The organism is Pseudomonas sp. P8_241 (assembly GCF_034008315.1).
Classification (GTDB): domain Bacteria; phylum Pseudomonadota; class Gammaproteobacteria; order Pseudomonadales; family Pseudomonadaceae; genus Aquipseudomonas.
On the sequence record NZ_CP125377.1, the window covers coordinates 3,158,261 to 3,182,151 of the forward strand.

23 protein-coding genes and 1 pseudogene are annotated in these 23,891 nt (G+C 57.4%); 7 read left to right on the forward strand and 17 right to left on the reverse strand.

What is annotated here, in order from left to right; genetic code table 11:
* Positions 1–175: 175 nt before the first annotated feature.
* Both QMK58_RS14520 and QMK58_RS14525 read right to left on the reverse strand, forming a co-directional pair.
* Positions 176–1,912, reverse strand: a complete 1,737-nt coding sequence (locus QMK58_RS14520) for a phosphoethanolamine transferase CptA (RefSeq protein WP_053160001.1) — start codon at positions 1,910–1,912, stop codon at positions 176–178.
* A 199-nt stretch (positions 1,913–2,111) separates the two neighbouring features.
* Complete coding sequence (locus QMK58_RS14525; RefSeq protein ID WP_053160003.1) at positions 2,112–2,294, reverse strand: DUF6026 family protein; 183 nt, start codon at positions 2,292–2,294, stop codon at positions 2,112–2,114.
* A 273-nt stretch (positions 2,295–2,567) separates the two neighbouring features.
* Here QMK58_RS14525 and gnd point away from each other — a divergent pair, with 273 nt between their 5' ends.
* The gene (gene gnd, locus QMK58_RS14530; protein ID WP_053160006.1) at positions 2,568–3,548 is read left to right on the forward strand and encodes a phosphogluconate dehydrogenase (NAD(+)-dependent, decarboxylating); all 981 of its coding nucleotides are present in this window, start codon (positions 2,568–2,570) and stop codon (positions 3,546–3,548) included.
* Complete coding sequence (gene zwf, locus QMK58_RS14535) at positions 3,545–5,068, forward strand: glucose-6-phosphate dehydrogenase (protein WP_320396506.1); 1,524 nt, start codon at positions 3,545–3,547, stop codon at positions 5,066–5,068. Before gnd ends, zwf begins: the two co-directional genes overlap by 4 nt.
* A gap of 118 nt (positions 5,069–5,186) precedes the next feature.
* Here zwf and nhaB read toward each other — a convergent pair whose 3' ends face one another.
* The 3 genes from nhaB to QMK58_RS14550 all read right to left on the reverse strand — a co-directional run bounded on the left by nhaB (position 5,187) and on the right by QMK58_RS14550 (position 8,596).
* The gene (gene nhaB, locus QMK58_RS14540) at positions 5,187–6,689 is read right to left on the reverse strand and encodes a sodium/proton antiporter NhaB (protein ID WP_320396507.1); all 1,503 of its coding nucleotides are present in this window, start codon (positions 6,687–6,689) and stop codon (positions 5,187–5,189) included.
* A 77-nt stretch (positions 6,690–6,766) separates the two neighbouring features.
* Positions 6,767–8,056, reverse strand: coding sequence for a hypothetical protein (locus QMK58_RS14545; RefSeq protein WP_053160012.1), 1,290 nt, complete (start codon positions 8,054–8,056; stop codon positions 6,767–6,769).
* 273 nt (positions 8,057–8,329) lie between these two features.
* Positions 8,330–8,596: a hypothetical protein gene (locus QMK58_RS14550; RefSeq protein ID WP_053160014.1), complete on the reverse strand. Its 267-nt coding sequence runs from the start codon at positions 8,594–8,596 to the stop codon at positions 8,330–8,332.
* A gap of 344 nt (positions 8,597–8,940) precedes the next feature.
* Between QMK58_RS14550 and QMK58_RS14555 the strand changes: the two genes are divergently transcribed.
* The gene (locus tag QMK58_RS14555) at positions 8,941–10,266 is read left to right on the forward strand and encodes a sigma-54 dependent transcriptional regulator (protein ID WP_053160016.1); all 1,326 of its coding nucleotides are present in this window, start codon (positions 8,941–8,943) and stop codon (positions 10,264–10,266) included.
* A 55-nt stretch (positions 10,267–10,321) separates the two neighbouring features.
* Here the strand turns inward: QMK58_RS14555 and QMK58_RS14560 are convergent, their stop codons facing one another.
* The 10 genes and pseudogenes from QMK58_RS14560 to QMK58_RS28950 form a co-directional block, all read right to left on the reverse strand.
* Positions 10,322–11,602, reverse strand: coding sequence for a hypothetical protein (locus QMK58_RS14560; protein WP_320396508.1), 1,281 nt, complete (start codon positions 11,600–11,602; stop codon positions 10,322–10,324).
* Between the two features lie 46 nt (positions 11,603–11,648).
* Positions 11,649–12,401, reverse strand: coding sequence for a hypothetical protein (locus tag QMK58_RS14565; protein WP_053160020.1), 753 nt, complete (start codon positions 12,399–12,401; stop codon positions 11,649–11,651).
* A gap of 32 nt (positions 12,402–12,433) precedes the next feature.
* Positions 12,434–13,114 carry a C39 family peptidase gene (locus QMK58_RS14570; RefSeq protein WP_320396509.1) on the reverse strand — a complete coding sequence of 227 codons (681 nt, stop codon included), beginning with the start codon at positions 13,112–13,114 and terminating at the stop codon, positions 12,434–12,436.
* 62 nt (positions 13,115–13,176) lie between these two features.
* Positions 13,177–14,766 carry a hypothetical protein gene (locus tag QMK58_RS14575; protein WP_053160024.1) on the reverse strand — a complete coding sequence of 530 codons (1,590 nt, stop codon included), beginning with the start codon at positions 14,764–14,766 and terminating at the stop codon, positions 13,177–13,179.
* A gap of 51 nt (positions 14,767–14,817) precedes the next feature.
* Positions 14,818–15,390 (reverse strand): hypothetical protein, encoded by a 573-nt coding sequence (locus QMK58_RS14580; protein ID WP_053160026.1) that lies wholly within the window; start codon positions 15,388–15,390, stop codon positions 14,818–14,820.
* Between the two features lies 1 nt (position 15,391).
* Positions 15,392–15,829, reverse strand: coding sequence for a hypothetical protein (locus tag QMK58_RS14585; RefSeq protein WP_053160027.1), 438 nt, complete (start codon positions 15,827–15,829; stop codon positions 15,392–15,394).
* Between the two features lie 329 nt (positions 15,830–16,158).
* A complete protein-coding gene (locus QMK58_RS14590; RefSeq protein WP_053160029.1) occupies positions 16,159–16,683 on the reverse strand; it encodes an AAA family ATPase in 525 nt (174 codons plus the stop codon).
* A complete protein-coding gene (gene pnuC, locus QMK58_RS14595) occupies positions 16,680–17,243 on the reverse strand; it encodes a nicotinamide riboside transporter PnuC (RefSeq protein ID WP_053160031.1) in 564 nt (187 codons plus the stop codon). The genes QMK58_RS14590 and pnuC overlap by 4 nt, the downstream gene beginning before the upstream one ends.
* Positions 17,244–17,442: 199 nt before the next feature.
* Positions 17,443–18,177 carry a methyl-accepting chemotaxis protein gene (locus tag QMK58_RS28945; protein WP_371259806.1) on the reverse strand — a complete coding sequence of 245 codons (735 nt, stop codon included), beginning with the start codon at positions 18,175–18,177 and terminating at the stop codon, positions 17,443–17,445.
* Positions 18,178–18,348: 171 nt separating this feature from the next.
* Positions 18,349–19,077, reverse strand: a pseudogene (locus tag QMK58_RS28950) (cache domain-containing protein); the annotation flags it as partial.
* A gap of 280 nt (positions 19,078–19,357) precedes the next feature.
* Between QMK58_RS28950 and QMK58_RS14605 the strand changes: the two are divergent.
* Positions 19,358–20,188, forward strand: coding sequence for an undecaprenyl-diphosphate phosphatase (locus tag QMK58_RS14605; RefSeq protein WP_053160035.1), 831 nt, complete (start codon positions 19,358–19,360; stop codon positions 20,186–20,188).
* Positions 20,185–20,613 carry a DUF1294 domain-containing protein gene (locus tag QMK58_RS14610; RefSeq protein ID WP_053160036.1) on the forward strand — a complete coding sequence of 143 codons (429 nt, stop codon included), beginning with the start codon at positions 20,185–20,187 and terminating at the stop codon, positions 20,611–20,613. Before QMK58_RS14605 ends, QMK58_RS14610 begins: the two co-directional genes overlap by 4 nt.
* Here QMK58_RS14610 and QMK58_RS14615 read toward each other — a convergent pair whose 3' ends face one another.
* Together QMK58_RS14615 and QMK58_RS14620 are read right to left on the reverse strand one after the other, a co-directional pair.
* Positions 20,614–20,976 carry an MmcQ/YjbR family DNA-binding protein gene (locus tag QMK58_RS14615; protein WP_053160039.1) on the reverse strand — a complete coding sequence of 121 codons (363 nt, stop codon included), beginning with the start codon at positions 20,974–20,976 and terminating at the stop codon, positions 20,614–20,616.
* Positions 20,973–21,881 (reverse strand): LysR substrate-binding domain-containing protein, encoded by a 909-nt coding sequence (locus QMK58_RS14620; protein WP_053160041.1) that lies wholly within the window; start codon positions 21,879–21,881, stop codon positions 20,973–20,975. The genes QMK58_RS14615 and QMK58_RS14620 overlap by 4 nt, the downstream gene beginning before the upstream one ends.
* Positions 21,882–22,010: 129 nt before the next feature.
* Between QMK58_RS14620 and QMK58_RS14625 the strand changes: the two genes are divergently transcribed.
* Positions 22,011–22,622 carry an FMN-dependent NADH-azoreductase gene (locus tag QMK58_RS14625; protein WP_053160042.1) on the forward strand — a complete coding sequence of 204 codons (612 nt, stop codon included), beginning with the start codon at positions 22,011–22,013 and terminating at the stop codon, positions 22,620–22,622.
* Positions 22,623–22,791: 169 nt separating this feature from the next.
* Positions 22,792–23,829 carry an alpha/beta hydrolase family protein gene (locus tag QMK58_RS14630; RefSeq protein ID WP_053160044.1) on the forward strand — a complete coding sequence of 346 codons (1,038 nt, stop codon included), beginning with the start codon at positions 22,792–22,794 and terminating at the stop codon, positions 23,827–23,829.
* The last annotated feature ends 62 nt before the right edge of the window (positions 23,830–23,891 follow it).

The following is a 23,891-nucleotide window of genomic DNA, read 5'->3' on the forward strand; positions in this document are numbered from 1 at the left end:
AAGGCATTATCCGCCGATTCCGTGAAATGGGAATTAATTGACAAAGTCCTCCGTAGGAGCCGGCTTGCCGGCGAAGGCACCTTTAAGTCCTGCCTCGATATGGCTGATGCCTTCGCTGGTAAGCCAGCGCCTGCAGACAGCATGAAAAAGGGGCCGGAACCGGCCCCTGAAAGGATTACTGCTGAACTACCGCAGGTGCAACTTTGGGCTTCATCAGGCTGAAGTCGATCAAGTCTCGCTGCTGGCGCTCATAAGGGTTGCCGATCAGCAACGGCCGTACCTTGAAGCTATCGCTGACCAGACTCTTGCTGCGATCAAGTTCATCGAAGCTCAGGCCTGCCAGGTCTGCCCATGTATGGATCAGGTGCGAGCTGCTGTAAGGGCGTGAAACATCGCCGGTGACGTTCCAGCCGTGGGTTTCACGCCATTTCGGCGAGGCCCAGGTGATGAATGGAATGGTGTACATCGGCGCTGTCGGCTTGCTCTCGTTACGACCCAGGGTGCTGTGGCCAACGGAATCGAACACGTCTTCGCCGTGGTCCGAGAGGTACAGCAAAAAGCCGTTCGGATCGGACTTGGCGTAATCCTTGATCAGGCTGGACACCACGAAGTCGTTGTACAACACGGCATTGTCGTAGCTGTTGTACGTCGGCACCTGGTCGTCACGCACACCGGCCGGTACACCCGTGCGGTCCGTGAACTTGTCGAAGCTCGAAGGATAGCGGTACTGATAGCTCATGTGCGTACCCAGCAGATGCACGACGATCAGCTTGCGCGGTGCTGCATCGGCCAGGGCCTTGTTGAAGGGCTCGATCACGTCGCCATCATACTGGGCCGCGTTCTGGTTGCGATTGTTGTTCAGGTACACCTGCTCGTCGGCTTGTTCGGAGAAGGTGGTGAGCATGGTGTTGCGCTTGGTCATGGTCTGCTGGTTGGTGATCCAGAAGGTCTTGTAACCGGCCTGTTTCATCATGCTGACCAGCGACGGCGTCGACAGGTAGAGGTCCGGCTTTTCCTCGTCGGCAAAGGTCAGAACCTGCTGCAGCGCCTCGATGGTGTACGGGCGCGGGGTAATGACATTGTCGAAAACGTCCAGCTGCCCTTTGAGCTTGTCCAGTTCCGGCGTGGTTTGACGTGGATAGCCGTACAAGCTCATGCGCTGACGGTTGGTGGATTCACCGATCACCAGCACCAGGGTTGCGGGCTGGTTGGCCATCGCATTTTTGAGGTTGTGCAAGGGGGCAATCTTGCTGGCACTGGCGAGCATGTCCTGCATGTTGGCCAGTGTGTCGAGGTAGCGGTGATACGCCACGGCCATCTGCCAAGGCACGGCCGGTTCGATACGTGTTTCGAACTTCTCGAAACCCTCGGCAAGACTGCCTGTACGCATCGTGTGCTTGACCAGCGGGTAACCGACCACACCCACCACGATAGCTGTCGCAGCCAGCAGCGCTTTGCCTCGTGGGAGGTAAACCGGGCGCAGGCGAGTCCACAGGAACCATGCAAATGCGGTGTGGGCGAGGAACGCGAACACCATCCACCAGGCAAAGTACTGGGTCATGTACTCGCCAGCTTCAGACACATTCGACTCGAACATGATGAAGATCACGCTCTGGGAGAATTCCTGCTGATAGATGAAGAAGTAACCCAGGCTGGCCATCGAACAGGCCCACAGCACGACCCCGATGACAGCCGCCATGACACGGGTTTTATTGGGGAACAGCAGCATCGGTGCCAGCCAGATGGCGCTCATCACGAAGGCCTGGCGGAAGCCGGTGAAACCGGAAGTGCCCGTCAGTTGAATCAGCAGTTGGGTGATCCCGGAGAAATACCAGAAGAACACGAACAACCAGATTAATCCGGCCCAATCGAAACCTTTCGCAGTCGTCTTGCTGCGTTTAAACACATTCATTCAGCGCTCCAGCCGAGAAAATACTTCCGCCGCCGGACGTTAAAATTCGCGGACGAGGAATAGGGGTCGTACGATAGACGAACGACCATAAACACGTAAGTATCGGAAAACAGATGTAAAAATTTCGTGAGTTGCCGTAAGCGGCAGCGCAGGTGCAGGAGGGAAGCAGCGTAGGCTGCTTCCGGATCAATCGGCGGGATCAGGCGTGCGGGGCGCTTTGAATCACAATTACAGGTTGGTTTTGGTTGCCTTGCAGCAGCAATCGCAATTGCGCCAGTTCCTGCTTCAACTGGTCGCGCTCGTCTTTCAACTGGCGCAGTTCATCGCGACGGATGGTGACGTAAAGGGTTTGTGCTGGCAGTGCGGTGTGTACTGTGCCCATTGCTCACCTCGCAAATGGCGTGTCTCAACTGTAGAACCGCCTCGAAATCAGCGGTTGAACTACTATCGGCGCCAATTTTGATTTCTTTTGCCCCTGAAGGGAACTTTTTTATTTTTCAATGTCGTTGTGTCTTGGGCTTGATTCCCGACGTTATCAGTCTGAATCGGGCACAATGCCCGGAAACTTCATCCCGGCGCTCTGGACTAAGCTTCATTAGTCGCGTTGGGCTATACCTTTTGACACACTTTTATTTGTAGTAGGGAGCATCAGCACATGCAACTCGGGATTATTGGACTGGGCCGTATGGGCGGCAATATTGCGCGGCGCCTGATGCTCAACGGACACACGACCGTTGTTTATGACCGCAATACCGCCTTCATCGAAACCCTGACCGCCGAGGGCGCAACCGGTGCGCCAGACCTGCCAGCCCTGGTCGCCGGTCTGACCGCACCGCGGGCTGTCTGGGTCATGCTGCCGGCCGGCGCGCCGACGGAAGAGACCATCGACACCTTGAGCACTTTGCTCGAAGCCGGCGACACCATCATCGACGGCGGCAACACGTTTTATAAGGACGACATTCGCCGGGCGAAAACCCTCGCGGAAAAAGGTCTGCACTACATCGACGTCGGTACGTCCGGCGGCGTCTGGGGTCTGGAGCGTGGTTATTGCATGATGATTGGCGGTGACGCCGGGACGGTCAAGCGTCTGGACCCGCTGTTTGAAAGTCTGGCCCCGGGCATGGGCGACATCCCTCGAACCAAGGACCGCAAATCCGACGACGATCGTGCCGAGCGTGGCTACATCCATGCCGGTCCAGCGGGCGCCGGGCATTTTGTGAAGATGATCCACAACGGCATCGAGTACGGAATGATGCAGGCCTTCGCTGAGGGCTTCGACATCCTCAAGACCAAAAACAGCGAAAAACTGCCGCAAGACCAGCGTTTTGACCTGAACGTGGCTGACATCGCCGAAGTCTGGCGTCGTGGCAGCGTGGTGTCTTCGTGGTTGCTCGACCTGACGGCCGATGCCTTGGCCAGCGATCCGAAACTAGACGGTTTCTCCGGTTCCGTGGCCGATAGCGGTGAAGGTCAATGGACCATCGAAGCCGCCATGGAGCAAGCGGTGCCGGTGCCGGTACTGTCTAACTCGCTGTTCTCCCGCTACCGTTCGCGTGGCCAAGGCTCCTTTGGCGACAAGGTGCTCTCGGCCCAGCGCTTCGGCTTCGGCGGCCACGTGGAGACCGCGAAAAAATGACCCACCCGATCCGCAGAAAATCCAGGCCTGAACCCGCGCCGCCGACCACGCTGTTCCTGTTCGGCGCCCATGGTGACCTGGTCAAGCGCTTGCTGATGCCGGCGCTGTATAACCTGAGTCGCGACGGTTTGCTGGGGGATGGACTGCGGATCATCGGCGTTGACCACAACGCCATCAGTGATGAAGGCTTTGCGAAAAAGCTCGAAGACTTCATTCGCAACGAGGTGGCCACCAAGACCGGCAAGGGCGATCAAGCCCTTGATCCGGCGGTGTGGGCCAAGCTCGCCAAGGGTATCAGCTACGTCCAGGGCGACTTTCTGGACGACAGCACTTATCAAGCGCTGGCGGCAAAAATCGCCGACAGCGGAACCGGTAACGCGGTGTTCTACCTGGCCACCGCGCCGCGTTTCTTCAGTGAAGTGGTGCGCCGTCTCGGCAGCGCAGGCTTGCTGGAGGAAACCCCAGAAGCCTTCAGAAGGGTGGTGATCGAAAAACCATTTGGCTCCGATCTGCACACGGCCGAAGCCTTGAATGCTTGTTTGCTCAAGGTAATGACGGAGAAACAGATCTACCGAATCGACCACTATCTGGGCAAGGAAACCGTGCAGAACATTTTGGTCAGCCGGTTTTCCAACAGCCTTTTCGAGGCGTTCTGGAACAACCATTACATCGACCACGTGCAGATCACCGCCGCCGAAACCGTCGGTGTGGAAACCCGTGGCAGTTTTTACGAACACACCGGTGCATTGCGGGACATGGTGCCCAATCACCTGTTCCAGTTGCTGGCGATGGTGGCCATGGAGCCGCCTGCCGCTTTCGGCGCCGATGCGGTGCGTGGCGAAAAAGCCAAGGTGGTGGGTGCGATTCGTCCCTGGTCGGTCGAGGAGGCCAAGGCCAATTCAGTGCGCGGGCAATACACCGCCGCAGGGCTCGATGGCAAAACTCTGGCGGGCTATCGCCAGGAAAACAACGTGGCGCCTGACAGCAATACCGAAACCTATGTGGCCCTGAAGGTCATGATCGATAACTGGCGCTGGGTCGGCGTACCGTTCTACCTGCGCACGGGCAAGCGCATGAGTGTGCGCGATACCGAGATCGTCATCTGTTTCAAGCCGGCACCGTATGCGCAGTTCCGCGATACCGAGGTGGATGAGTTGCAACCGACCTATCTGCGCATCCAGATCCAGCCGAACGAAGGCATGTGGTTTGACCTGCTGGCCAAGCGGCCGGGCCAGGCCCTGAAGATGGACAACATCGAATTGGGTTTTGCCTACAAGGACTTCTTCGAAATGCAGCCGTCCACCGGCTACGAAACCCTCATCTACGACTGCCTCACGGGCGATCAGACGCTGTTCCAGCGTGCCGACAACATCGAGAACGGCTGGCGCGCCGTTCAGCCGTTTCTCGACGCCTGGCAGCAGGACTCCAGCGTGCAGGACTATGCGGCGGGTGAAAACGGTCCCCGGGCCGGTGAGGAGTTGCTGGCTCGTGACGGTCGTGCCTGGCATCGGCTCGGATAACACCCATCCCCCTGTAGAAGCGAGCTTGCTCGCGATGTGGCAATGACAGTCAACGATGATGTTGAATGTGCCGCCGCCATCGCGAGCAAGCTTGCTCCTACCGTTGAATTAGAGGGGGTTACAACCAGTAACTCACTGCATACCAGCCCAATGTACCCATCACCACGGTGTACGGCAGCGCCATCCACACCATCCGCCCATAAGACAGACGCACCAGTGGTGCAATCGCCGACGTCAGCAAAAACAGAAATGCCGCCTGACCATTGGGCGTCGCCACGCTCGGCAGGTTGGTGCCGGTATTGATGGCGATGGCCAGGGTCTCGAAATGCTCGCGGGTCATTTCACCTGCCAGGAAGGCGCGCTTGACTTCGGTGATGTAAATGGTTGCCACGAACACGTTGTCGCTGATGGCCGACAGCAAGCCGTTAGCGATAAACAGCATGCCCGGTTGCTGGTCCGCCGGCAGTGCCAGTACCCACTGGATCAAGGGCGTGAACAGTTGCTGATCGTGAATGACTGCCACCACGGCGAAAAACACCACCAACAAGGCAGTGAACGGCATGGCGTCCTTGAATGCAGAGCCCAGGCGGTGTTCGTCGGTGATGCCGGTGAAGGCGGTGATGAGGACGATCACCATCAATCCGATCAGGCCTACTTCAGCGATGTGAAACGCCAGGCAGGCAATCAGTATCAACGCCGCCAGACCTTGCACGATCAGCGCTGCTCGCTGGCGTGTAGTGCGTTCGGCATTGTCTTCGGCCGCGTAGTTGCCCAGCACTGTCCGCACGTTGTCAGGCAGTAGTGTGCCGTAACCGAACCAACGCAATTTTTCCAGCAGGATGCAAGTCACCAGGCCGGCGGCGAGTACGGGAAGGGAAACCGGTGCAACCTGGGAAAAGAACTCGGAGAAGTGCCAGCCCATCTCATGGCCGATCAGCAGGTTTTGGGGTTCGCCAACCAACGTGCAGACACCGCCCAGCGCGGTACCTACCGCGCCATGCATGAGCAGGCTGCGCAGGAATGCCCGGAACTGTTCGAGGTCGCCATGATGCAGCGTGGGTAATTGCTGGTCGTCGCTGTACTCGCTGTCCTGGCGCGGATCGTTGCCCGAAGCGACGCGGTGATACACCGAGTAGAAGCCCACGCCGGCGCTGATGATCACGGCGGTTACGGTCAAGGCATCGAGAAACGCCGACAGGAACGCGGACAGGAAACAGAACATCAATGCCAGCAGCGTCTTGGAGCGAACCCCGAGCAGCAGACGCGAAAACAGGTACAGCAGCAGGTCTTTCATGAAGTAAATGCCGGCCACCATGAACATCAGCAGCAGGATCACTGGAAAGTTGTGCAGCAGTTCGTCATACAGTGCCTGGGGCGTCGTCATCTTCAGCAGCAGGGCTTCAATCAACAGCAGACCGCCAGGCATCAACGGATAACACTTGAGCGCCATGGCCAAGGTGAAAATAAACTCCAGCACCAGCAGCCAACCTGCAGCAACCGGGCCAACGGTCCACAGTACCAGGGCGTTGAGGATCAGGAAGCCGACGATACAGGCCTTGTACCAGCGCGGTGAGTTCCCGAGAAAATTGTGCGCGAACGCCTGGGCCATTGAACCGGACATCGGTTGCTCCTTGTTTAAGAAGCGCGCAAGTTGCCGCAAGCGGCTCAGAAGATCAAGCGAACGTGCAGTGTCGGTATTTATCCAAAAAAACGTGCGATGACAGCTTTGTAGGTGCCATCGAGGGAATAACCGGCCACCACGATGTTTGAGTCGGCCTGCGCAGTGATGGCGGTGGCCGTGTCCAGGCTGCGGCCCAAACGGGTCCGTGTCCAGCCGCGGCCGTCGCCAAAGTCGCCATCGAGCAATCCGTCGGGCAGGTATCGACCAACAATGAAATCGGCCTCGACACCGCCAATGGTGGATCCCGCCGTCAATACGGTGCCGTCCGGTTGCACTTGGGCGCAGGTCCACTGGCAGCCGCTGTGGCCGATTTCCAGGCGCTGAGGCTGGCCGGCGTTGCAATGGTTGTCAGCACGACCGTTACTGTGAATTTTAAACGTGAGGCAGTGCATCGGGTCACGGCTACTGCCAAAACACAACACATCACCGTTATCCTGCTGCACCACCTGACTGACTTGCGCGCTGTGACCTTGCGCCTCGAAGGTCAGGAAACCATCCACCGAGAAACTCTCATCCAGGCGACCCTCTGCGTCGTAACGCGCCAGCAGGCCTTCCTGGGGAAAGTTGATTGAACCTGCGACCAGAATTCGGCCGTCGTGTTGTACCCGCAAACTGCTGAGCCAGGTATTCATCAACAAGTGCCTGACGATGACAAACCCGTGCCCATTGAACGAACTGTCCAGCGAGCCTTCGACGTCGAGCCGTATCAACAGACCGACGTGGTCGGCCAATTCGAAGTGATGGTTGGCCAGCAGCAGGATTCGACCGTCTTCCTGAACGCCAACATCACAGGCTTCTGCGCCAGGTACACCTGGTGGCAGCCAGGCATCGCGCATGCCCAGGGAAAGACCGCCAGGCAAACGCACGACACGGCGGCCGTTGTCACCAAAACGCTGTACCAGGCACCCCTGCTGATCGATCAATGCCAGGGCCGGGAGTGTACGGTGGGCGTTTTCGTACTGCAGGCCGGCCAATAGAAGGTTTCCGTCAGGCAGTACATGAACCTTGGCGCCCATGGCTTCGAAGCCCGCCTCGAACTGCCCTATGACACTGCCTTGCTTGCCAAACGACAGATCCGCCGAACCATCGTCGAGCAAGCGGGCCAGGCCGAAATGGCTTCCGTTCCGCATGCCGACCTTCGCGGCCACCAGCAGGCGTCCTTGTGCATCAATCGCGACCCCATTGGCGATGCTGGATAGACTGCCGGCGAAATAGACCTGGGTTCTGCCGTTGCCGGCAAAGGTTGTATCGAGTTGCCCGGCATTCTGAAGTGTGATCGGAAGTGCAATAGCAGACTGGATTGACATGCACGCATCTCCTTGCGAGTCGTCCAGGTTCCGGAAGTTTGGTGGCGACTTATAAGGAAAACATTCAATCCTTGAATGACCGGATGCACAACTGTCGAAACAAACAGACGGAGAGTCGTTGTGTGCCACAACAATGTCTTTGCGAACCAATGCCAAGCTTGCCAAGAAAGCAGGTTTGCGAAACTTCGATCAGACGGGAACCAATAGCTGAAAACTCAGCTAATAAATGAAGAGGGAGGGTGCGGATTACTCCAAAGTAATCCGCAAGACAAGTTAGTGCGGCATTGACCAGGACAGCAGTGTATATCCTTCTTCGCTTAACTCGGCGCGAGCCTGTTCCAGCAGGTGCTCCAGTTGCGCAGGATCGGTGTAGGCGCTACTAGGGATCTGCTTGCGGCCGATGCTGGTGCTCGTGCGGTCGATAACCGTTAGCGTGAGTTCGCCATTCCCGTCCTGGGGAGCCCAGGCTACGCATTTGAATGGTTTAAATGCGCGGTCGGCAATCAAAAGAGCTTCGTTGATACGGAGCGGGGCGTTCATAGGGTCTTCTCTCTGTATGCCCAATCAGTGCCGCGCCGTCGGTTGGGCTTACCGTTCGGCTGGTTACTTGTACTGATGCCCGCAACCGGGGGGCGGGTCACACATAATTTAAAGAAATTTCATCTTTCTTTCGTTAATCAGGGTATTGGGCTGATAGTGAAAGCTAAACGAAAGGAAGGACCTACTTAGCTAACTAACATTTTTTGATTTCTTATAACTGTTTTTGTAAGACCTCTATAGTCAAACGGTACAAGACGCCGTCAAATTCTTGCTAACGTTACAGCCAGGTCCGCCAAATGACTGTTTTTTATATATTTTCGAAAATTTGGCGCCAAGGAACAGTCATGAGCGACGCGCCTGCATTACGACGTTTGTTAGTAGTGGATCCCTGCGACGACTGCCATCGTTTGTTACCGGGATTACGCTCGGTGGGTTGGGATGTAGATAGCTGTACGCTGGAACACGCGGCCGACCGCACGTGCGACGTAGGGTTGTTACGTCTGCAACCCTTTCATCTCGAGCATCCGGATGCCGTCAAAGAATTGATCAGTCGGAGTAATACCGAGTGGATCGCTGTACTTAACCAGGAAGTCTTGCGCCTGCAAAATGTCGGGGATTTCGTTTGCGAGTGGTTTTTCGATTTTCATACCTTGCCATTCGATGTCTCCCGGGTACAGGTCACACTGGGCCGGGCCTTCGGGATGGCGCGGTTGCGGGGGCAGGGTACGGTTCACATCGATCAGCCAGAGCACGAGTTGTTGGGCGACAGCAAGCCTATCCGTGAATTGCGTAAACTGCTGAGCAAGCTGGCGCCCACTGAATCTCCGGTATTGATTCGGGGTGAGAGCGGCACCGGTAAAGAACTGGTCGCGCGAACCTTGCATCGTCAGTCCCAGCGTCACAACAAACCATTTGTCGCGATCAACTGCGGCGCGATTCCCGAACATCTGATTCAGTCCGAGCTGTTTGGTCATGAAAAAGGCGCTTTTACCGGCGCGCACCAGCGCAAGGTCGGGCGGATTGAAGCGGCCAATGGCGGCACACTGTTTCTCGATGAAATCGGCGACCTGCCGCTGGAACTGCAGGCCAATCTTCTGCGTTTCCTCCAGGACAAGCACATCGAGCGGGTGGGTGGCAGTCAACCGATTCCCGTGGATGTGCGGGTGTTGGCCGCGACTCACGTTGATCTGGAGGCCGCGATCGCGAAAAAATGCTTCCGCGAAGATCTGTACTATCGCCTGAACGTGTTGCAGGTTGCGACCGCACCCCTGCGTGAGCGCAATGGTGATCTGTTAATGCTGGCCAACCACTTTTCCCATTTCTACAGTCATGAAACCGGGCGCCGTCCGCGCAGCTTCAGTGAGGACGCGTTGCTTGCCATGGCCAAGCAAGAGTGGCCGGGTAATGTTCGCGAGCTGGCCAACCGCGTCCGTCGGGGGTTGGTGCTGGCCGAAGGCCGTCAGATCGAAGCACGAGACTTGGGGCTGATCAGCCATCAGGCGGTTGCCACGCCGATTGGTACGCTGGAAGACTATAAGCACCGGGCAGAGAGGCAGGCTTTGTGCGATGTACTCAACCGTCATAGTGATAATTTGAGCATCGCGGCCAAAGTGCTCGGGATTTCCCGGCCTACCTTCTACCGTTTGTTGCACAAGCATCAGATACGTTGAACGATTGGAGGATAAAAAAACCCGCTCAAAAGCGGGTTTTTTTTGGGGTTCCGAACTAGAAGTAGTATGGAAATTTCAGGCTGAAGGAAAAGTCCGGCGAATCGTCGGTCAGGCCGATGGCCAGGTTGGGAACGATGGTCAGGTTGTCGGTGGCCGCCAGGGTCATGCCGATGTTGAAGTTGGCCGAGTTGTAATCGCTGTTGGAAATCGATTGCCACTCGCCACCGTCCGGCTTGATCTTGCTCTTGCGGGCGAACTGGTCGGTGAACGAGAACGACATACTCATCTTCTCGTTCAAGGCGAACGCAATGCCGGCGCCGACCTGCCATGAGTCGCCGAGCTTCACGTCCCCGGGCACTTTGGAGTTGACCTGCGGGCTGATGTCGCTGAAAGAGTCTTCCATGTTGAAGGTGTAGGCCAGGCTGCCGAACAGCACGGCCGGGTCAAAGGTCTTGACCAGCGAGATACCTGGGGTGATCGCCCAGACACCATTGCCGGTAGGCAAATCTTCGGGCACCGCGAGGTTGTCGTTGGTCGGGTCACTCACCAGTTTGATGCCGTAAGGGTCATCACCGGTCGGCGCCTTGACGCGCAGGGTCGCGACCGCGTCGGGCCAATTGGTCGACTCATCCATGAACTTGTAGGCAACGCCAACGTTCACATCGCCGATGGTCGGGTCGCGGGTAACGCTTGCGTCTGACGTGACCGGACCGGCACCACCGGCACCGCCGGAGGAATACGTCGATTCGCGATACACCACAGGGACGTTTATGTCGAACTGCCAACGCTGCGCCACGTTGTAGCGAGCGGTCAGGTCCAGCGTCCAGTTGTCGGCCTTGATGCGGTCGAGGTTGATGTTGCCCAGAAAAATAGAGTCCAGCGCCAGGAAGCCATTGAGCGTCAGCGCGCGAGTATCGTAATGCGTGTAGCTCAGGCCGGTTTCGACGCTGAACTTGCCGCCACCGAAGAAGCCGCTCGCTTCGTCGTACAGGTTGGAAACGCTTTGCGCCGGTTCCGAATCATCCTTGAGCGACTGGCCGTATGAACTGCCGGTGGTTCCCGGCGCACCGGCGGCCACCGCCTGGCCCCCTCCGGTTGTTTCGGCAGGGGATTTGGTCAGGCGTTTGGGAGCGGGTGTCGCAGGTGTCTCTTCGACTTGCCGAACGCGCTGTTCAAGTACCATCAGCGCGTTCTGTTGTGCTTCGTAACGCTGTTTCAACTCCATGAGTTCTTGTTTTAGTGCTTCGACCTGGGGGTCCGTTGCTGCGTAAAGCAATGTGGCCGGGGCCAGGCTACTCAAACAAACGATAGCTCTGAACGTAAAAGATCGGTGCATGTGTTAGCCGTCCCTTCTGACTACATATGATGAGACTGAGCGTAGATCAGAATCCGGAAGTGCGAAGACCTCTAAGCTGGTCCAGATTGCCGTTCAGCGATCCGCCGGTCGGCACGTTGTCACGCAGCACGACGTTGAGGGACGTAAGGTTGCGGACCTGGTTGCCACCGCCGAGCAACGTCGTGTTCTGCATCAGCCCACCCTGGGCCAGGCGTTGTACGGTGCTGCCCTGATTGTTGTTGGCGACGATGTTGAGTTGCACGCCGGTACCGGTCGAAGAAACGCTCAGCGAGCCCGCGCCATTGGCGCCGACCAGCGTCGAGTTTGAGGTCAATGCCTGACCCTGCGGTTGTACCGCTGGCGCTTGGCTGGCCTTTGTGACGTTGATATCAACATCGTTGTAGGCAATGTTGTTGTCACCGGCAGCGCGCACCACTTGTGTGACGCCTTCGGTGGTATTGAGGCCGCTGCCGCCAGTAACGGTACCTGTGCCCGTAACGGGACCTTGCGAGCGCGCTGAGCCATTGGTTTTTTCGTCGATCATCGACACATAGAACTGGGGCTTGATGGTCGATTGTTGAATTTGCATCGAGGACGTAGCCCCGATCACTTCACCGTTGGCATTTTGCCAGGTGCTGGTCATGGCGATGCCGAAGCTGATAATCCGTCCCGGCATGACATAGCGGCCGCGCAGGAGTGACAGTTCCTGATCGTTCAGCTCAATGGGTTTCAACGTTTCTGCATGGATCGGCAGGCTGGCGGCCGCGCAGATTAAGGCTAGCCAGATTGGAGTCTTCATTGAATGCTCCCGGAGCGTCGTGCTCCTTATTATTAGAAAAAGTCGCTTTGGATGAATCCGAAGTCCATCAACTCTGAGTCTTGCACCGGGCTGAAAGCGTTGACGCGGTTCCTGGCGGTCAGTGGCAGGGGCGGGTCGAGCAACGCATTGTTCTTGTCGTAGCCCTGGCCGATGACGGCAAAGACGATACCGTTCCAGCCTTTGACAAAGTCTTCGACTTTGTAGCGTTTATGACCGAGGACCGGATCCCCGATGTAGACCCAGTCGTTATGGACTCTTTGCATGACTACAAAATGTTTGTAGCCACGGATGTCCAGAAGTACCACGACCGGAATTTTGATTTCGTTCAACGTTTGTGGCGCTACCCGGTAGCCACGGGCACGCATGCCGATGCTTTCCACATAACGCTTCATGTCGAGCATGGAAAAGCCCTGGACACGGACCAGATCATGATCTGAGTGTGCCAGCATGCCTTCAATGATCTGTTCTTCGTCGACGTCAAGCCAATAGGCTTGGCGCAATACGGTCGCCAGCGCAGCCGCGCCGCAACTGAAGTCGGTTTTCTGTTGCACCAGGTCGGAAAATTTACGCTCGCGTATGCTCTGGATCGGCTTGTACACCACAGCGCCGCCCGGCAGGACGGACAGTGGCATTTGTGCAGCCTCGACCACACTGGCCACGCAAAGCAAAAATGCCAAGGCGATGATGCGCATGGGCGGATGCCTTTTGTTTGTGTTGAAAAAGGCCCCCAGGAAGGGGGCCTCCACAGACAGCATTAGAACGACTGATTGGAAATGGCCAGCGAGTTGCTTTGTTGGTTGCCCACACCAGCCGCTACGTTGACACCCAGGTTGCCACTGCCGCCATTCACCGAACCGCTGAGGGTTGCAGTGTTGGTCACAGGGTTGGCCCAGCCAGTTGGAGTCAGCACTTGATAAGAGTAGCTGGTGCTCAAATCATAAGCGCTGCTTTCACTGAAGCCTCCTGCTTTGGCGAACTCAGACTCGGACGATTTGCTGCCCGATTTTTCGTACGCGGAGGCATTCGCTTTCTCGTACGATGCATCGAGCGATTTTTCGAAGGACGAGTCTTTCGAGCGGTCGTACGACGATTCGTGCGTATTGCTGGAAGCGGAGTCGCGGCTTCTGTCGTACGAGGATTCGCGCGATCTGTCGAACGAGGAATCACGTGCTCTGTCGAACGCGGAGTCGTTGGCCCGATCAAACGAAGTGCTTACCGATGCGTCAAGCGTTGCGCCCAGCGAAGCGTTCAAAGATGCCTCGGAACTGCTGCTGCGGGTGCGATTGCCAAAGGTATTGGAGTTGGCAGTCGCCGCCGAAGCGTCCAGGCTAGCGTTCAACGAAGCGTTCAAAGCAGCATTCGAAGAACCGCTTGCACTGCTGCTGTTGGAACCGCTGGCACTGCTGCTGTTGGTGCCGCTCGAAGCACTGCTGTTAGAACCGCTGGCACTGCTGCTGTGAGTGTTGCTCGAGGCACTATTGTTGGAACCGCTCGCACTGCTGCTGTTGGCGCCGCTTACAGCAAGGCTAGCGGATCCGCTGGCACTGGAGTTTTTGGCGCCCGCGGCGTTCCAGCCCGAAGAAGCGCTTTGACTGCCGCTGAGTTCAAACGCACTTTCGCGAGAGAAGTTACCGGTGGCGGTGTTGGTAACGGTGATCGTATCTACACGATAGGTGCGATCGGCGTTGTTATTGACGACCAGGCCAGGGCCATTTTGGTTGGCAGAGGCGGTCGCCGTTGCGCTACCCAGTGGCGCATTGGAGTTGGCAATCGCCATGGTGTTTTTCTGCTGGTTCAGGTCACCGCCAGCAATGTTGACACCCATGTTGCCGCTGCCGCTGTTGCCCGAACCACTCATCACGGCAGAGTTAGTGCTGCCGAAGTTGTCGACCCGGTTTCTGTTGCTGAATTGCGTTACTTGGGAGGTGGCGTTGGCCGTGCCAAACACGAAGGCATTATCCTGACTAGGATCGGAGCCAGCGTTCGCAATGGCAGCGGCGTTGTCCTGTTGGTTGCCCGCGCCTGCAGCCACGTTGACGCCGACGTTGCCGCTGGTGCCAGTCGCAGAGCTACTCATCTCGGCTGAGTTCTGAGTGCCTTCGTTGCGGATGGTATTGCCGGTGTTGCGTTGCGTATCGTTCGCATTGGCCGTTGCGTTGACGTTGATTCTTGTTGGAGGAGGAGGGGTTTGTTGTTGCCCACCGCCATTGCCATTGCCATTGCCATTTCCATTGCCATTATGGTGGCCATGGTCGCGCCTATCGTTTTGCCCAGCTTGTACAGCAACAGCCATGACCGCAGCAATTGCGAAAACCAGAGGCTTGATTGCCATCGAAGGTTTCATGGTGATTCTCCGTACTTATTTTAGGTTAAGTGTTGTTGTTACCTATATGGGTCAATCCACGACCCGTACGCTCAGGGTGTTGGCAGTTCGGTTTCCTACCCCGGCGCTCTGATTCAACTGAATCACCCCACGGCTACCTGTGAAAGCCTGATCACTGGTAGTGACCTGGCGATAGCCGGGTGCTGAGGCAGTTGGATCGGAGTTGTTGAGCAGCGCCACGTTCTGTTGCATGAGGACGCTGTCGTCGAGACTTTGCGGCTGGCTACCGACACTGATGCGCAGTGCGTTGGCCTGCTGGTTGTTGGCACCTGCACTCTGGTTGACGCCCAGAATGCCGTTGCCGTTGCTGAAGGAGTCGCCCTGGATACTGGTCCGGGCATCGTTCGCGGGATCGCCAGGGGTGCGCAGCCGTTGGCGAATCTGTGTGGTTGCGCTGGCGCCCTGGCCAATCGCAATCGCCCTGGCGTTTGCCTGTTGCTGCTGATCGCCGGCAGCCTGGTTGACCGAGAGGTTGCCCTGGTACTGGGTGCCCGAACCGTCGATGTCGGCGTTGTTGATGACGGGAGATTGGGCAAAGGACGGTGCACTGCAGAACATGGCGACAATAAGTAACTTGCGATTCATCCTAACGGTCTCCCGTTATGAGTTTCAGCGCACCCAGGCCTTGCTGGATGTTTGAGTTGACCATGTTCGCAATGCCGCCGCCGGAATTTCCCGAACGTCCGGCTGGCATGTTGGAAAGCTGGGTCTGGTTGGTGATATTGCCGCCCAGGTTGTTGGTGCCTTGGGTGACCAGTCGACTGATGCCTGCGCCACTGGCGACATTGGCAAAATCACCGTCGCTCAACTCGTTCGTCTGAGCGAGGATCTGTTTCGAGGGGTTGGCGTTGACGGTGGTTGGGCTAGGGTCGGGAATGAGCGGCGGGACTACTGCGTTGCGCGTCTGGACATCCCGTTTGATGGTGATGATGCCGTTGTCAGCCTGTACGGGCAGCGAGACAACCGAGCCCAGTGCGCATCCGGTCAGCAAGAGGCTAAAGATGCTGTTATCAAGTTTCCCCACGACGGCAATTCCTTCTGTAAGTGAAACGCTGGCCCTTATCAGCGCTGCGGATAAGAGAGCAGAAGGTGTGCCGCTTTTTGTTTTTCTTGTAAAAACAGTGGGTTGCCTTCAAGTGCCAGGCTGATCAAAAAAGTCTTGTAACGTCGCTGAGACAGAGCCACGCAAAAAACCCCTCCATGCTGGCGGCGTTGCTCGTTAAGAGGGGGGAAGGCAGGGTGTTTCAGTGACTTAACAGTTTCGTGCGGGAGCGTTTGGGAGGCTCTAAATCGAGGGTTTGCGTAGAGGTGGATGTATCAGAAATGGACATTTTTGCTGGAGTGGGCGCCCTGTCAGGCTTCCAGCAATTGCTTCACTGCCTTGAAGGCTGCGTCCTTGCGCTGTACCCAGTCACCTTGCAGTACCCGATATGACTGGTGGTGCAGTTCAAGCCAGTGTTGGCTTGCCTCGAAAAACGCCAGGCGTTCTGACAGTTGCGGTTGGCAGCGCTGGCCATCGTCATGCCAAGGCACGTTTTCAGGGCTCAGCAGCAAGTGAAGGTCGTAGTGCCGTGCCAGCAATGCTTGTTCGATCCACGCCGGGCAAGCACCAAACAGCGTGCGACTCCACAAAATATTGCTCAAGAGGTGCGTATCGAGAATCAGCAGTGGTGGCTGTTTGGCGCGTGCTTCATCTTCCCAGGCCAGCTGCCCCTGTGCGATGGACGGAATGTCGTCGAGGCAGGTTAGTCGGGCTTCACGTTCGATGAAGTGCCGAACATACTCGCCGATCAATATGCCGCCAAATTTGGCGTGAATCTCACTCGAGATCCAGCTTTTACCGCTGGATTCCGGCCCTGCCAATACCAATACCTTCATGGGCAAAACACCGGATCGCTGCGCCAGGTACGCCAGCCCTTTACGGCAAGCAGGGCGAACAAACCATACAAGGCAGCGGTCAGGTACATCCCTTTGTACAAAAACAGGCCGACGAAAATAACGTCCAAAACGATCCACAACGGCCAGCACTGCACGCGTTTTTGTGCCATCCACCCTTGTGCGACGAGGCTGAAGGCGGTGAGGGCGGCATCGAGCCAGGGCTGGGCCGCGTCGGTCCAGTGCGCCATGGCAGCGCCCAACAACAGGCTGGCAATCGCGCCAAGTGCGAGCCCCGATGCGACGGCCTGTCCACCCAGACGGCTGACCTCCCGCCCTTGGTGCGCCTCGCCTGCGCGGGTCCACTGCCACCAGCCGTAGAGCTGTAACGCGGCGTAGATCACTTGCAGCAGCATGTCGGAATACAACTTCACCTCAAAAAAGATCCAACTGTAGATCAGCACCATCACCAGGCCGATCGGCCAGCACCAGGGGTTCTGTTTGACCGTCAACCAGACGGCAATGACGCCGAGAGTGGCGGCAAACAGTTCAAGCCCGGACATGGAGGTTCCTTGGTGAAATTGAAGAGGGGGGCGGATTGTACCCAAAATGACGTGGGGATGGCTGGGCGGGGGGGATATCGGATTTTTATAGGAGCGAACCTGCTCGCGAAGGCCTCAAGCGCGCTGCGTTTAGCCTGCAAACACGCGTTATCGTTGACGACCATCGCGAGCGAGCTCGCTCCTACAGTACAGAGAGGAGTTACACCCGGAATTGCTTGAGCAAGCCGTTCAACTGTTCGCTCAACGCCTTGAGGCGAACGCTCGACGCACTTGACTGCTCAGCGGCCAATGCGGTGCTGTGGGACAACCCGGCCGCCTGAGTCACGTTCTGGTTGATGTCCTCGACCACATGGGCCTGCTGCAGGGTCGCGCTGGCAATGGATGCATTCAAGCCATTGAGGTTGCGTAGTGCCTGACCGATGGCGTTCAGGCTTGCGCCGGCCAGTCCCGCCTGTTCGATGGTCAATTGAGAGGCACGGCTGCTGTCTCCAATCACCTTGACTGCTGCTTCGGAATGATTTTGCAGCCGTTCAATCATCGACTGAATCTCTGCCGTGGATTTCTGCGTGCGCTGGGCCAGCAAGCGGACTTCGTCGGCCACCACGGCGAAACCACGGCCTTGCTCGCCAGCCCGGGCCGCTTCAATCGCTGCGTTCAAGGCCAGCAGGTTGGTTTGTTCGGCGATCGAGCGGATGACCTCCAGAACACTGCCGATCTGAGTACTTTCAGTCGCCAGGGTGCGAATCACGTCCACGGCCTGGTCAATGGTGGAGGACAAGGTGTCGATCTGCTTCAGACTGCCATCGATATTGATCTGGCCTTGTTGCGCCTGTGCCTCGGCGTCGCGCATTTCGCTGGCGGCGTGCTCGGCGTTTTTCGCCACATCCTGCACGCCGTAGGTCACTTCATTGATCGCTGTGGCCACCAACTCCATTTGCTCTGATTGCTGCTGGCTGCGTTGTTGCGCCTGGGCGGCGTCGGTGCCCAGCTCACTGGATGACTGACCCAGTGCACTGGCGGACTCCTGCAGTTCGCTGACCACGCGGCGCAATTTAGCGGTGAAGGCATTGAAGTGCCGGGCCAATTGCGTGACTTCGTCCTGACCATGGGTATCGAGACTGCGGGTCAAATCGCTTTCGCCAGTGGCAATGTTGGCCATGGCGTTCACGGCTTCCTGCAGGGGGTGAACAATGCTGCGGGCAATCAGGATCACCAGCAGCGCCATGATCAGCGCAATGGCCAGGCCAATCGACGCCGCTTTCCAGACCTGAGCGTAGAACTCGGCCTGCATGTCATCGATATACACGCCCGAACCGATCACCCAGCCCCAGGGTTCGAACAGCTTCACGTAGGAAGTTTTTTCCACCGGGGCATCAGCGCCGGGCTTCGGCCAGCGGTAATTGACGATGCCAGCCCCGTTGGACCTGGCCACCGCGACCATTTCGTTGAACACGGCAAAGCCGTCCGGATCACGGATCGCCGAAAGATTCTGTCCATCGAGTTTAGGGTTGGCCGGATGCATGATCATCACGGGCGTCAGGTCGTTGATCCAGAAGTAATCGTTCTGGTCATAACGCAGCCCGCGAACGGTAGTCAGGGCTTGTTTCTGTGCCGCGTCACGGCTGAGTGTGCCGGACGTTTCGAGGTTATGGTAATAACTGAGGATACCGCTGGCGGTCTGCACCACATGCTGGGTTTTCTGCGCCTTGGCGTGGTACAGGTCATTGTGTATTTGCTTGAGCATCAACAGGCCCAAGGTCAGCAGCATCATCACCGCCACGATCAGGATGACCCACAAGCGACGGCTGATCGACATATTGCGCAAGCTGTTCATACCCCGTTTACTCCCTTTTCTTGTTCTTGTAATAAATCCACGCCAGCATCCAACCACACCTTGTCCGATGGGCCTATGCGACCTGCGTCGAATAACGCCGCAGCGTTAATCGGACTTGTCTGATAGGATTTCGGCCCCGCATCCGAAAACCTGAATTTCACAGGATATTCAGGGTTCTGCGGGGAGAAAGACGCGTGGGACTTCAGCTACGCTGATCGCAGTCAACGTTTTGAAAAATACTAACGGGGCATGCCGACGCGCATAGCTTTTTGGGGGATTGATGGATCTTTGGACTGCCTTTCAGGCGTTGATACTTGGGGTTGTAGAAGGGCTGACCGAGTTTTTGCCCATTTCCAGTACCGGGCACCAGATCATCGTGGCCGACTTGCTCGACTTCGGTGGTGAGCGAGCCATGGCTTTCAACATCATCATTCAGCTTGGGGCGATCCTGGCGGTGGTGTGGGAGTTTCGGCGAAAGATTTTCGACGTGGTCATCGGTTTACCAACCCAGCCAAGCGCCAGGCGCTTTACCGCAAACCTGTTGATTGCCTTCCTGCCCGCCGTGGTATTGGGCGTAATTTTTGCCGATCTGATCCACGAGTATCTTTTCAACCCGATCACCGTGGCCAGTGCACTGGTCGTGGGCGGCATCATCATGCTGTGGGCCGAACGCCGTCAGCATGAAGTCCATGCCGAAACGGTCGATGACATCACTTGGAAAGACGCGCTGAAAGTCGGCTTTGCCCAGTGCCTGGCGATGATTCCGGGGACATCGCGCTCGGGCTCGACCATCATCGGCGGCCTGTTGTTCGGGTTGTCGCGCAAGACCGCTACCGAGTTTTCGTTCTTCCTGGCGATGCCGACCATGGTCGGTGCCGCGGTGTATTCGGGTTACAAATACCGTCACCTGTTCGTGCCTGCGGATTTCCCGGTGTTTGCGATTGGTTTCGTCACCGCGTTTATCTTCGCGATGATCGCGGTGCGTGGTTTGCTCAAATTCATTGCCAGTCACAGCTATGCGGTGTTTGCCTGGTATCGCATCGGGTTCGGCTTGCTGATCCTGGCCACCTGGCAATTCGGCTGGGTCGACTGGACTGCCGCCAAACCATGAGTGACTCCCGCACGCGCAATAATCCCGGGCGTCAGCCCGGAGGCCAGATCCGCAATCCCCGGCTGAAATGGCTGGTGTTCGTCATTCTATGTGCGTTGCCGTTGTGGGGTTCGATGTCGTTATGGCTGCGCGGGGTTTCGCTGATTCCCCTGGCAGCCTACGGCATCATCAGTGTTGTGACGTTAGCGCTGTACTGGAGCGACAAGCGCAAGGCAGTTGCGGATCAATGGCGCACGCCGGAAAACGTGCTGCATGCGCTGGAATTCGCGGGTGGCTGGCCGGGCGCTTTACTGGCTCAGCAAGTATTGCGGCACAAAACCCGCAAGGTTTCGTTTCAACTGGTGTTCTGGATCATCGTGCTGTTGCACCAGGTGTTCTGGATCGACATGTTGTTCCTCGGCGCACACCTGTTCGCGTTGTTCTGATCAATCGAGCAACAACCCCACCTGGGTGCGCTTGGGCAGTTTGCTCACCACCAATTGGTGGGAGCGCTGCAACAAGCCTTGCAGCTCTTCACGGCCCAACGGGTAGGGCAGTTCCATGATGATCCATTGGGCGCGTGCCAGATAAGGCGCCGGATGGATTCCCGGACGGTCGCAATGGCCAAGAAACAGATCCTTATCGACCTTGAACGCCAGGGACGAACCCCTTAGTCCCTGCAAGGCGAACATCTTGTTCCCCGCAATCGAAAACACTCGCACGCCACCCCATTTGTAATCCTCCCGCGCACCGGGCAGGGTCAGGCAGAATACCGCGACATCCTCTTCGCTCATGCGTCCAGCCTTCATAGTAATCGCTCTCCACAGGCATTGAAGGATTCGACCAGATGATCGATCCAGGCGCGTACGGCCGGCATCACGCCGCGTCGATGAGGGTACACCGCCTGCAACCAGCCGCCAGGCAGCGACCACTCGGGCAGCAATTGCACCAGTGAACCGCTGGCCAGTTCCTGTTCGCAATACATCATCGGCAGCATTGTAAAGCCGAGTCCGGCGAGGGTGCTGGCCTTGCGAACGATAAAGTCATCGATGCCCAGGCGAGCTTCCATCGCAAGCTCGAAGCTTTTGCCTTGCTGGTCCAGCAGGCGGATATGCATCAACCGATCGGCTTCGAGGGCGCCCAACACCGGAAGGCTTTTCAAGTCTTCGGGGTGATTGATCTCACGGCCAAGCAGGAACCCCGGGCTGGCAACCAACAACATCTGCGCCTGACGCAAGCGTCGGGTCACCAGCAGCGGATCTTCATCACCCAACTCGCGCACCCGCAATGCGACATCTATACCTTCGTTCACCAGGTCGACGCGGCGATTGAGCAGCATGACTTCCAGTTGCACCTGCGGGAATCGCTCGAGGAAGTCGCTGATCACACCCGGCAGAATTTCGTGAGCCAGTCCCACCGGACAGGACACCCGCAGACGTCCACGGGGCTCGCTGGACATGCTCGCCACCGCCTCGTCGGCCATTTCCGCTTCCAGCAGCATGGCTTGGCAGTGCCGCAGATAGCGTTCGCCTACGGCCGTCAGCTTCAACTGGCGGGTGGTGCGTTGCAGTAGACGAGCGCCCAGGCGTTCCTCCAGCTCGGCGATTCGACGCGACAGTCGCGACTTGGGAATCCCCAGCAAACGCCCGGCCGCCGCGAAGCCACCGGCTTCCACCACCTTGGCGAAGTAATAAAGGTCGTTCAGGTCTTGCATGAGGGTTACCTGATTGTTCTATGTGTGAGACAAACTATCGCATTGTTGCCATCTAATCAGCCATTGGTTTCATCTGTAGGATTGTTTCCATCAGGTCGCCCGGTTGCGATCCTCACTTGGAGATCCCACATGAAACTGCTGCATATCGATTCGAGCATTCTTGGCGACAACTCGGCTTCCCGTCAGTTGAGCGGCGAAGTCGTTAAAGCCTGGCAATCCGCCGAACCAAGCGCCGTAGTGACCTACCGCGACCTGGCCGCTGATGCCATCAGCCATTTCTCTGCCACAACCCTGGTTGCTGCTGGCACTACCGCTGAATTGCGCAACGCCGCTCAACAGCACGAAGCCGACCTGAGTGCCCAGACCCTGGCCGAATTCCTCGCCGCCGATGCCGTTGTGATTGCAGCTCCGATGTATAACTTCACTATCCCGACGCAATTGAAGGCGTGGATCGACCGCATTGCCGTTGCCGGCCAGACCTTCCGTTACACCGAAGCGGGTCCTGAAGGCCTGTGCGGTGGCAAGAAAGTCGTAATTGTTTCGACCTCCGGTGGCATACACGCCGGTCAGGCAACTGGTGTTGCCCACGAAGAATATTTGAAGCTGTTGTTCGGTTTCATCGGCATCACCGACGTTGAAATCGTCCGTGCCGAGGGCCTGGCTTATGGTGATGAAGTGCGCAACAAAGCAATGAGCGACGCTCACACGCGAATCAGCGAGCAGTTGTTCGCTGCAGCGTAAGCCCTGCGTAAAGAAGCTCAACCGCTCAGGTAAAGCCTCAAAAAACTCTGTATTCTGGATGCGCAAGTACCAGATGCGGAGTTTTTTGTTTCTGGTCGTTACAGATTGTGGCCCGAGTTATGCAGTCGAGGGTTAGCGTCTCCGGTCCGGTAACAAGGTGGGGCATCCCATGGTGCGTCTTTGTGCAACATTGCTGATTTGCCTGCTTGGCAGCCTGATTACTGTGCACGCTGCACCTGCTTCGCATCCTCGCTGGAGCGTCGGCTTCCATGAAATGAGCTTTCTTGATCCGCTGGACCTGCAACCGATGCGCGCCATCGCGTTCTATCCTTCCAGCGACCGGGAGCACACCAGCAAGCTAGAGGGGTACACCGTCGAAGCCGGGGAAGACACCAAAGTCGCCATCGGCCGCTTTCCGATGCTCATGCTCTCCCACGGCAACACCGGCACCCCGTTGGCCCTGCACGACCTTGCGACATCGCTGGCGCGCAAAGGCTTTGTGGTGGTGGCGGTGATCCATCCCGGTGACAACTCCAAAGACCACAGCCGACTCGGTACATTGAGTAACCTCTATGGTCGGCCGATACAGATTTCCGAAGCTATCACCGCCACCTTGGGAGACCGCATGCTCGCGCCGTTCGTCAATGCCGATCAAGTGGGCGTGATTGGTTATTCGGCAGGGGGCGAGACGGCGCTGATTCTGTCCGGCGCGACGCCGGATCTGGATCGCCTGCGGCGTTATTGCGAAGAGCGCCCGGATGATCGCGATGCCTGCAATACCAAAGGCGAGCTGATTGTCGATCGCGATGACTTGCAACCCGTCGCAGATCCACGGGTCCACGCCCTGATGTTGATGGCACCCTTGAGCCTGAAGTTTGGCCGCCAAACCCTGGCCGACGTGCACGTGCCGGTGCTGCTTTACAGTGGCGATGGCGACAAATTGGTGGCGGTGGATAAGAATGCCGCCGCGCTTGCGCGCAAACTGCCTGTAGCGCCAGACTTCAAATTATTGGCCGGGGCAGGGCACTTCGTGTTCATGGCGCCGTGCAATGATGAGCAAATCGTGATCATGCCTGCGCTGTGCACCGATGCCGATGGCGTTGACCGTGAAGACATTCACCGCAGTCTCATTTCCGAAGCCGGCAGCTTCTTCACTCGCACCTTGGGCCGGTCGACCCGGGCCGGGATGCAAACGGCGGATCAGTAGTTAAAAGATCGCAGCCTTCGGCAGCGCCTACACATTTACCGTAGGAGCTGCCGAAGGCTGCG

What these genes read in the sequence shown, in the direction of transcription:
- QMK58_RS14570 (WP_320396509.1), bottom strand. Translation starts at nt 13,114, where the DNA reads ATGCGCATCATCGCCTTGGCATTTTTGCTTTGCGTGGCCAGTGTGGTC.
- QMK58_RS14590 (WP_053160029.1), bottom strand. Translation starts at nt 16,683, where the DNA reads ATGAAGGTATTGGTATTGGCAGGGCCGGAATCCAGCGGTAAAAGCTGG.
- QMK58_RS14580 (WP_053160026.1), bottom strand. Translation starts at nt 15,390, where the DNA reads ATGAATCGCAAGTTACTTATTGTCGCCATGTTCTGCAGTGCACCGTCC.
- QMK58_RS14625 (WP_053160042.1), top strand. Translation starts at nt 22,011, where the DNA reads ATGAAACTGCTGCATATCGATTCGAGCATTCTTGGCGACAACTCGGCT.
- QMK58_RS14610 (WP_053160036.1), top strand. Translation starts at nt 20,185, where the DNA reads ATGAGTGACTCCCGCACGCGCAATAATCCCGGGCGTCAGCCCGGAGGC.
- QMK58_RS14545 (WP_053160012.1), bottom strand. Translation starts at nt 8,056, where the DNA reads ATGTCAATCCAGTCTGCTATTGCACTTCCGATCACACTTCAGAATGCC.
- QMK58_RS14520 (WP_053160001.1), bottom strand. Translation starts at nt 1,912, where the DNA reads ATGAATGTGTTTAAACGCAGCAAGACGACTGCGAAAGGTTTCGATTGG.
- pnuC (WP_053160031.1), bottom strand. Translation starts at nt 17,243, where the DNA reads ATGTCCGGGCTTGAACTGTTTGCCGCCACTCTCGGCGTCATTGCCGTC.
- QMK58_RS14525 (WP_053160003.1), bottom strand. Translation starts at nt 2,294, where the DNA reads ATGGGCACAGTACACACCGCACTGCCAGCACAAACCCTTTACGTCACC.
- nhaB (WP_320396507.1), bottom strand. Translation starts at nt 6,689, where the DNA reads ATGTCCGGTTCAATGGCCCAGGCGTTCGCGCACAATTTTCTCGGGAAC.
- QMK58_RS14615 (WP_053160039.1), bottom strand. Translation starts at nt 20,976, where the DNA reads ATGAAGGCTGGACGCATGAGCGAAGAGGATGTCGCGGTATTCTGCCTG.
- QMK58_RS14575 (WP_053160024.1), bottom strand. Translation starts at nt 14,766, where the DNA reads ATGAAACCTTCGATGGCAATCAAGCCTCTGGTTTTCGCAATTGCTGCG.
- QMK58_RS14565 (WP_053160020.1), bottom strand. Translation starts at nt 12,401, where the DNA reads ATGAAGACTCCAATCTGGCTAGCCTTAATCTGCGCGGCCGCCAGCCTG.
- QMK58_RS14560 (WP_320396508.1), bottom strand. Translation starts at nt 11,602, where the DNA reads ATGCACCGATCTTTTACGTTCAGAGCTATCGTTTGTTTGAGTAGCCTG.
- gnd (WP_053160006.1), top strand. Translation starts at nt 2,568, where the DNA reads ATGCAACTCGGGATTATTGGACTGGGCCGTATGGGCGGCAATATTGCG.
- QMK58_RS14555 (WP_053160016.1), top strand. Translation starts at nt 8,941, where the DNA reads ATGAGCGACGCGCCTGCATTACGACGTTTGTTAGTAGTGGATCCCTGC.
- QMK58_RS14620 (WP_053160041.1), bottom strand. Translation starts at nt 21,881, where the DNA reads ATGCAAGACCTGAACGACCTTTATTACTTCGCCAAGGTGGTGGAAGCC.
- QMK58_RS14605 (WP_053160035.1), top strand. Translation starts at nt 19,358, where the DNA reads ATGGATCTTTGGACTGCCTTTCAGGCGTTGATACTTGGGGTTGTAGAA.
- QMK58_RS14630 (WP_053160044.1), top strand. Translation starts at nt 22,792, where the DNA reads ATGGTGCGTCTTTGTGCAACATTGCTGATTTGCCTGCTTGGCAGCCTG.
- QMK58_RS14550 (WP_053160014.1), bottom strand. Translation starts at nt 8,596, where the DNA reads ATGAACGCCCCGCTCCGTATCAACGAAGCTCTTTTGATTGCCGACCGC.
- QMK58_RS28945 (WP_371259806.1), bottom strand. Translation starts at nt 18,177, where the DNA reads ATGGAGTTGGTGGCCACAGCGATCAATGAAGTGACCTACGGCGTGCAG.
- zwf (WP_320396506.1), top strand. Translation starts at nt 3,545, where the DNA reads ATGACCCACCCGATCCGCAGAAAATCCAGGCCTGAACCCGCGCCGCCG.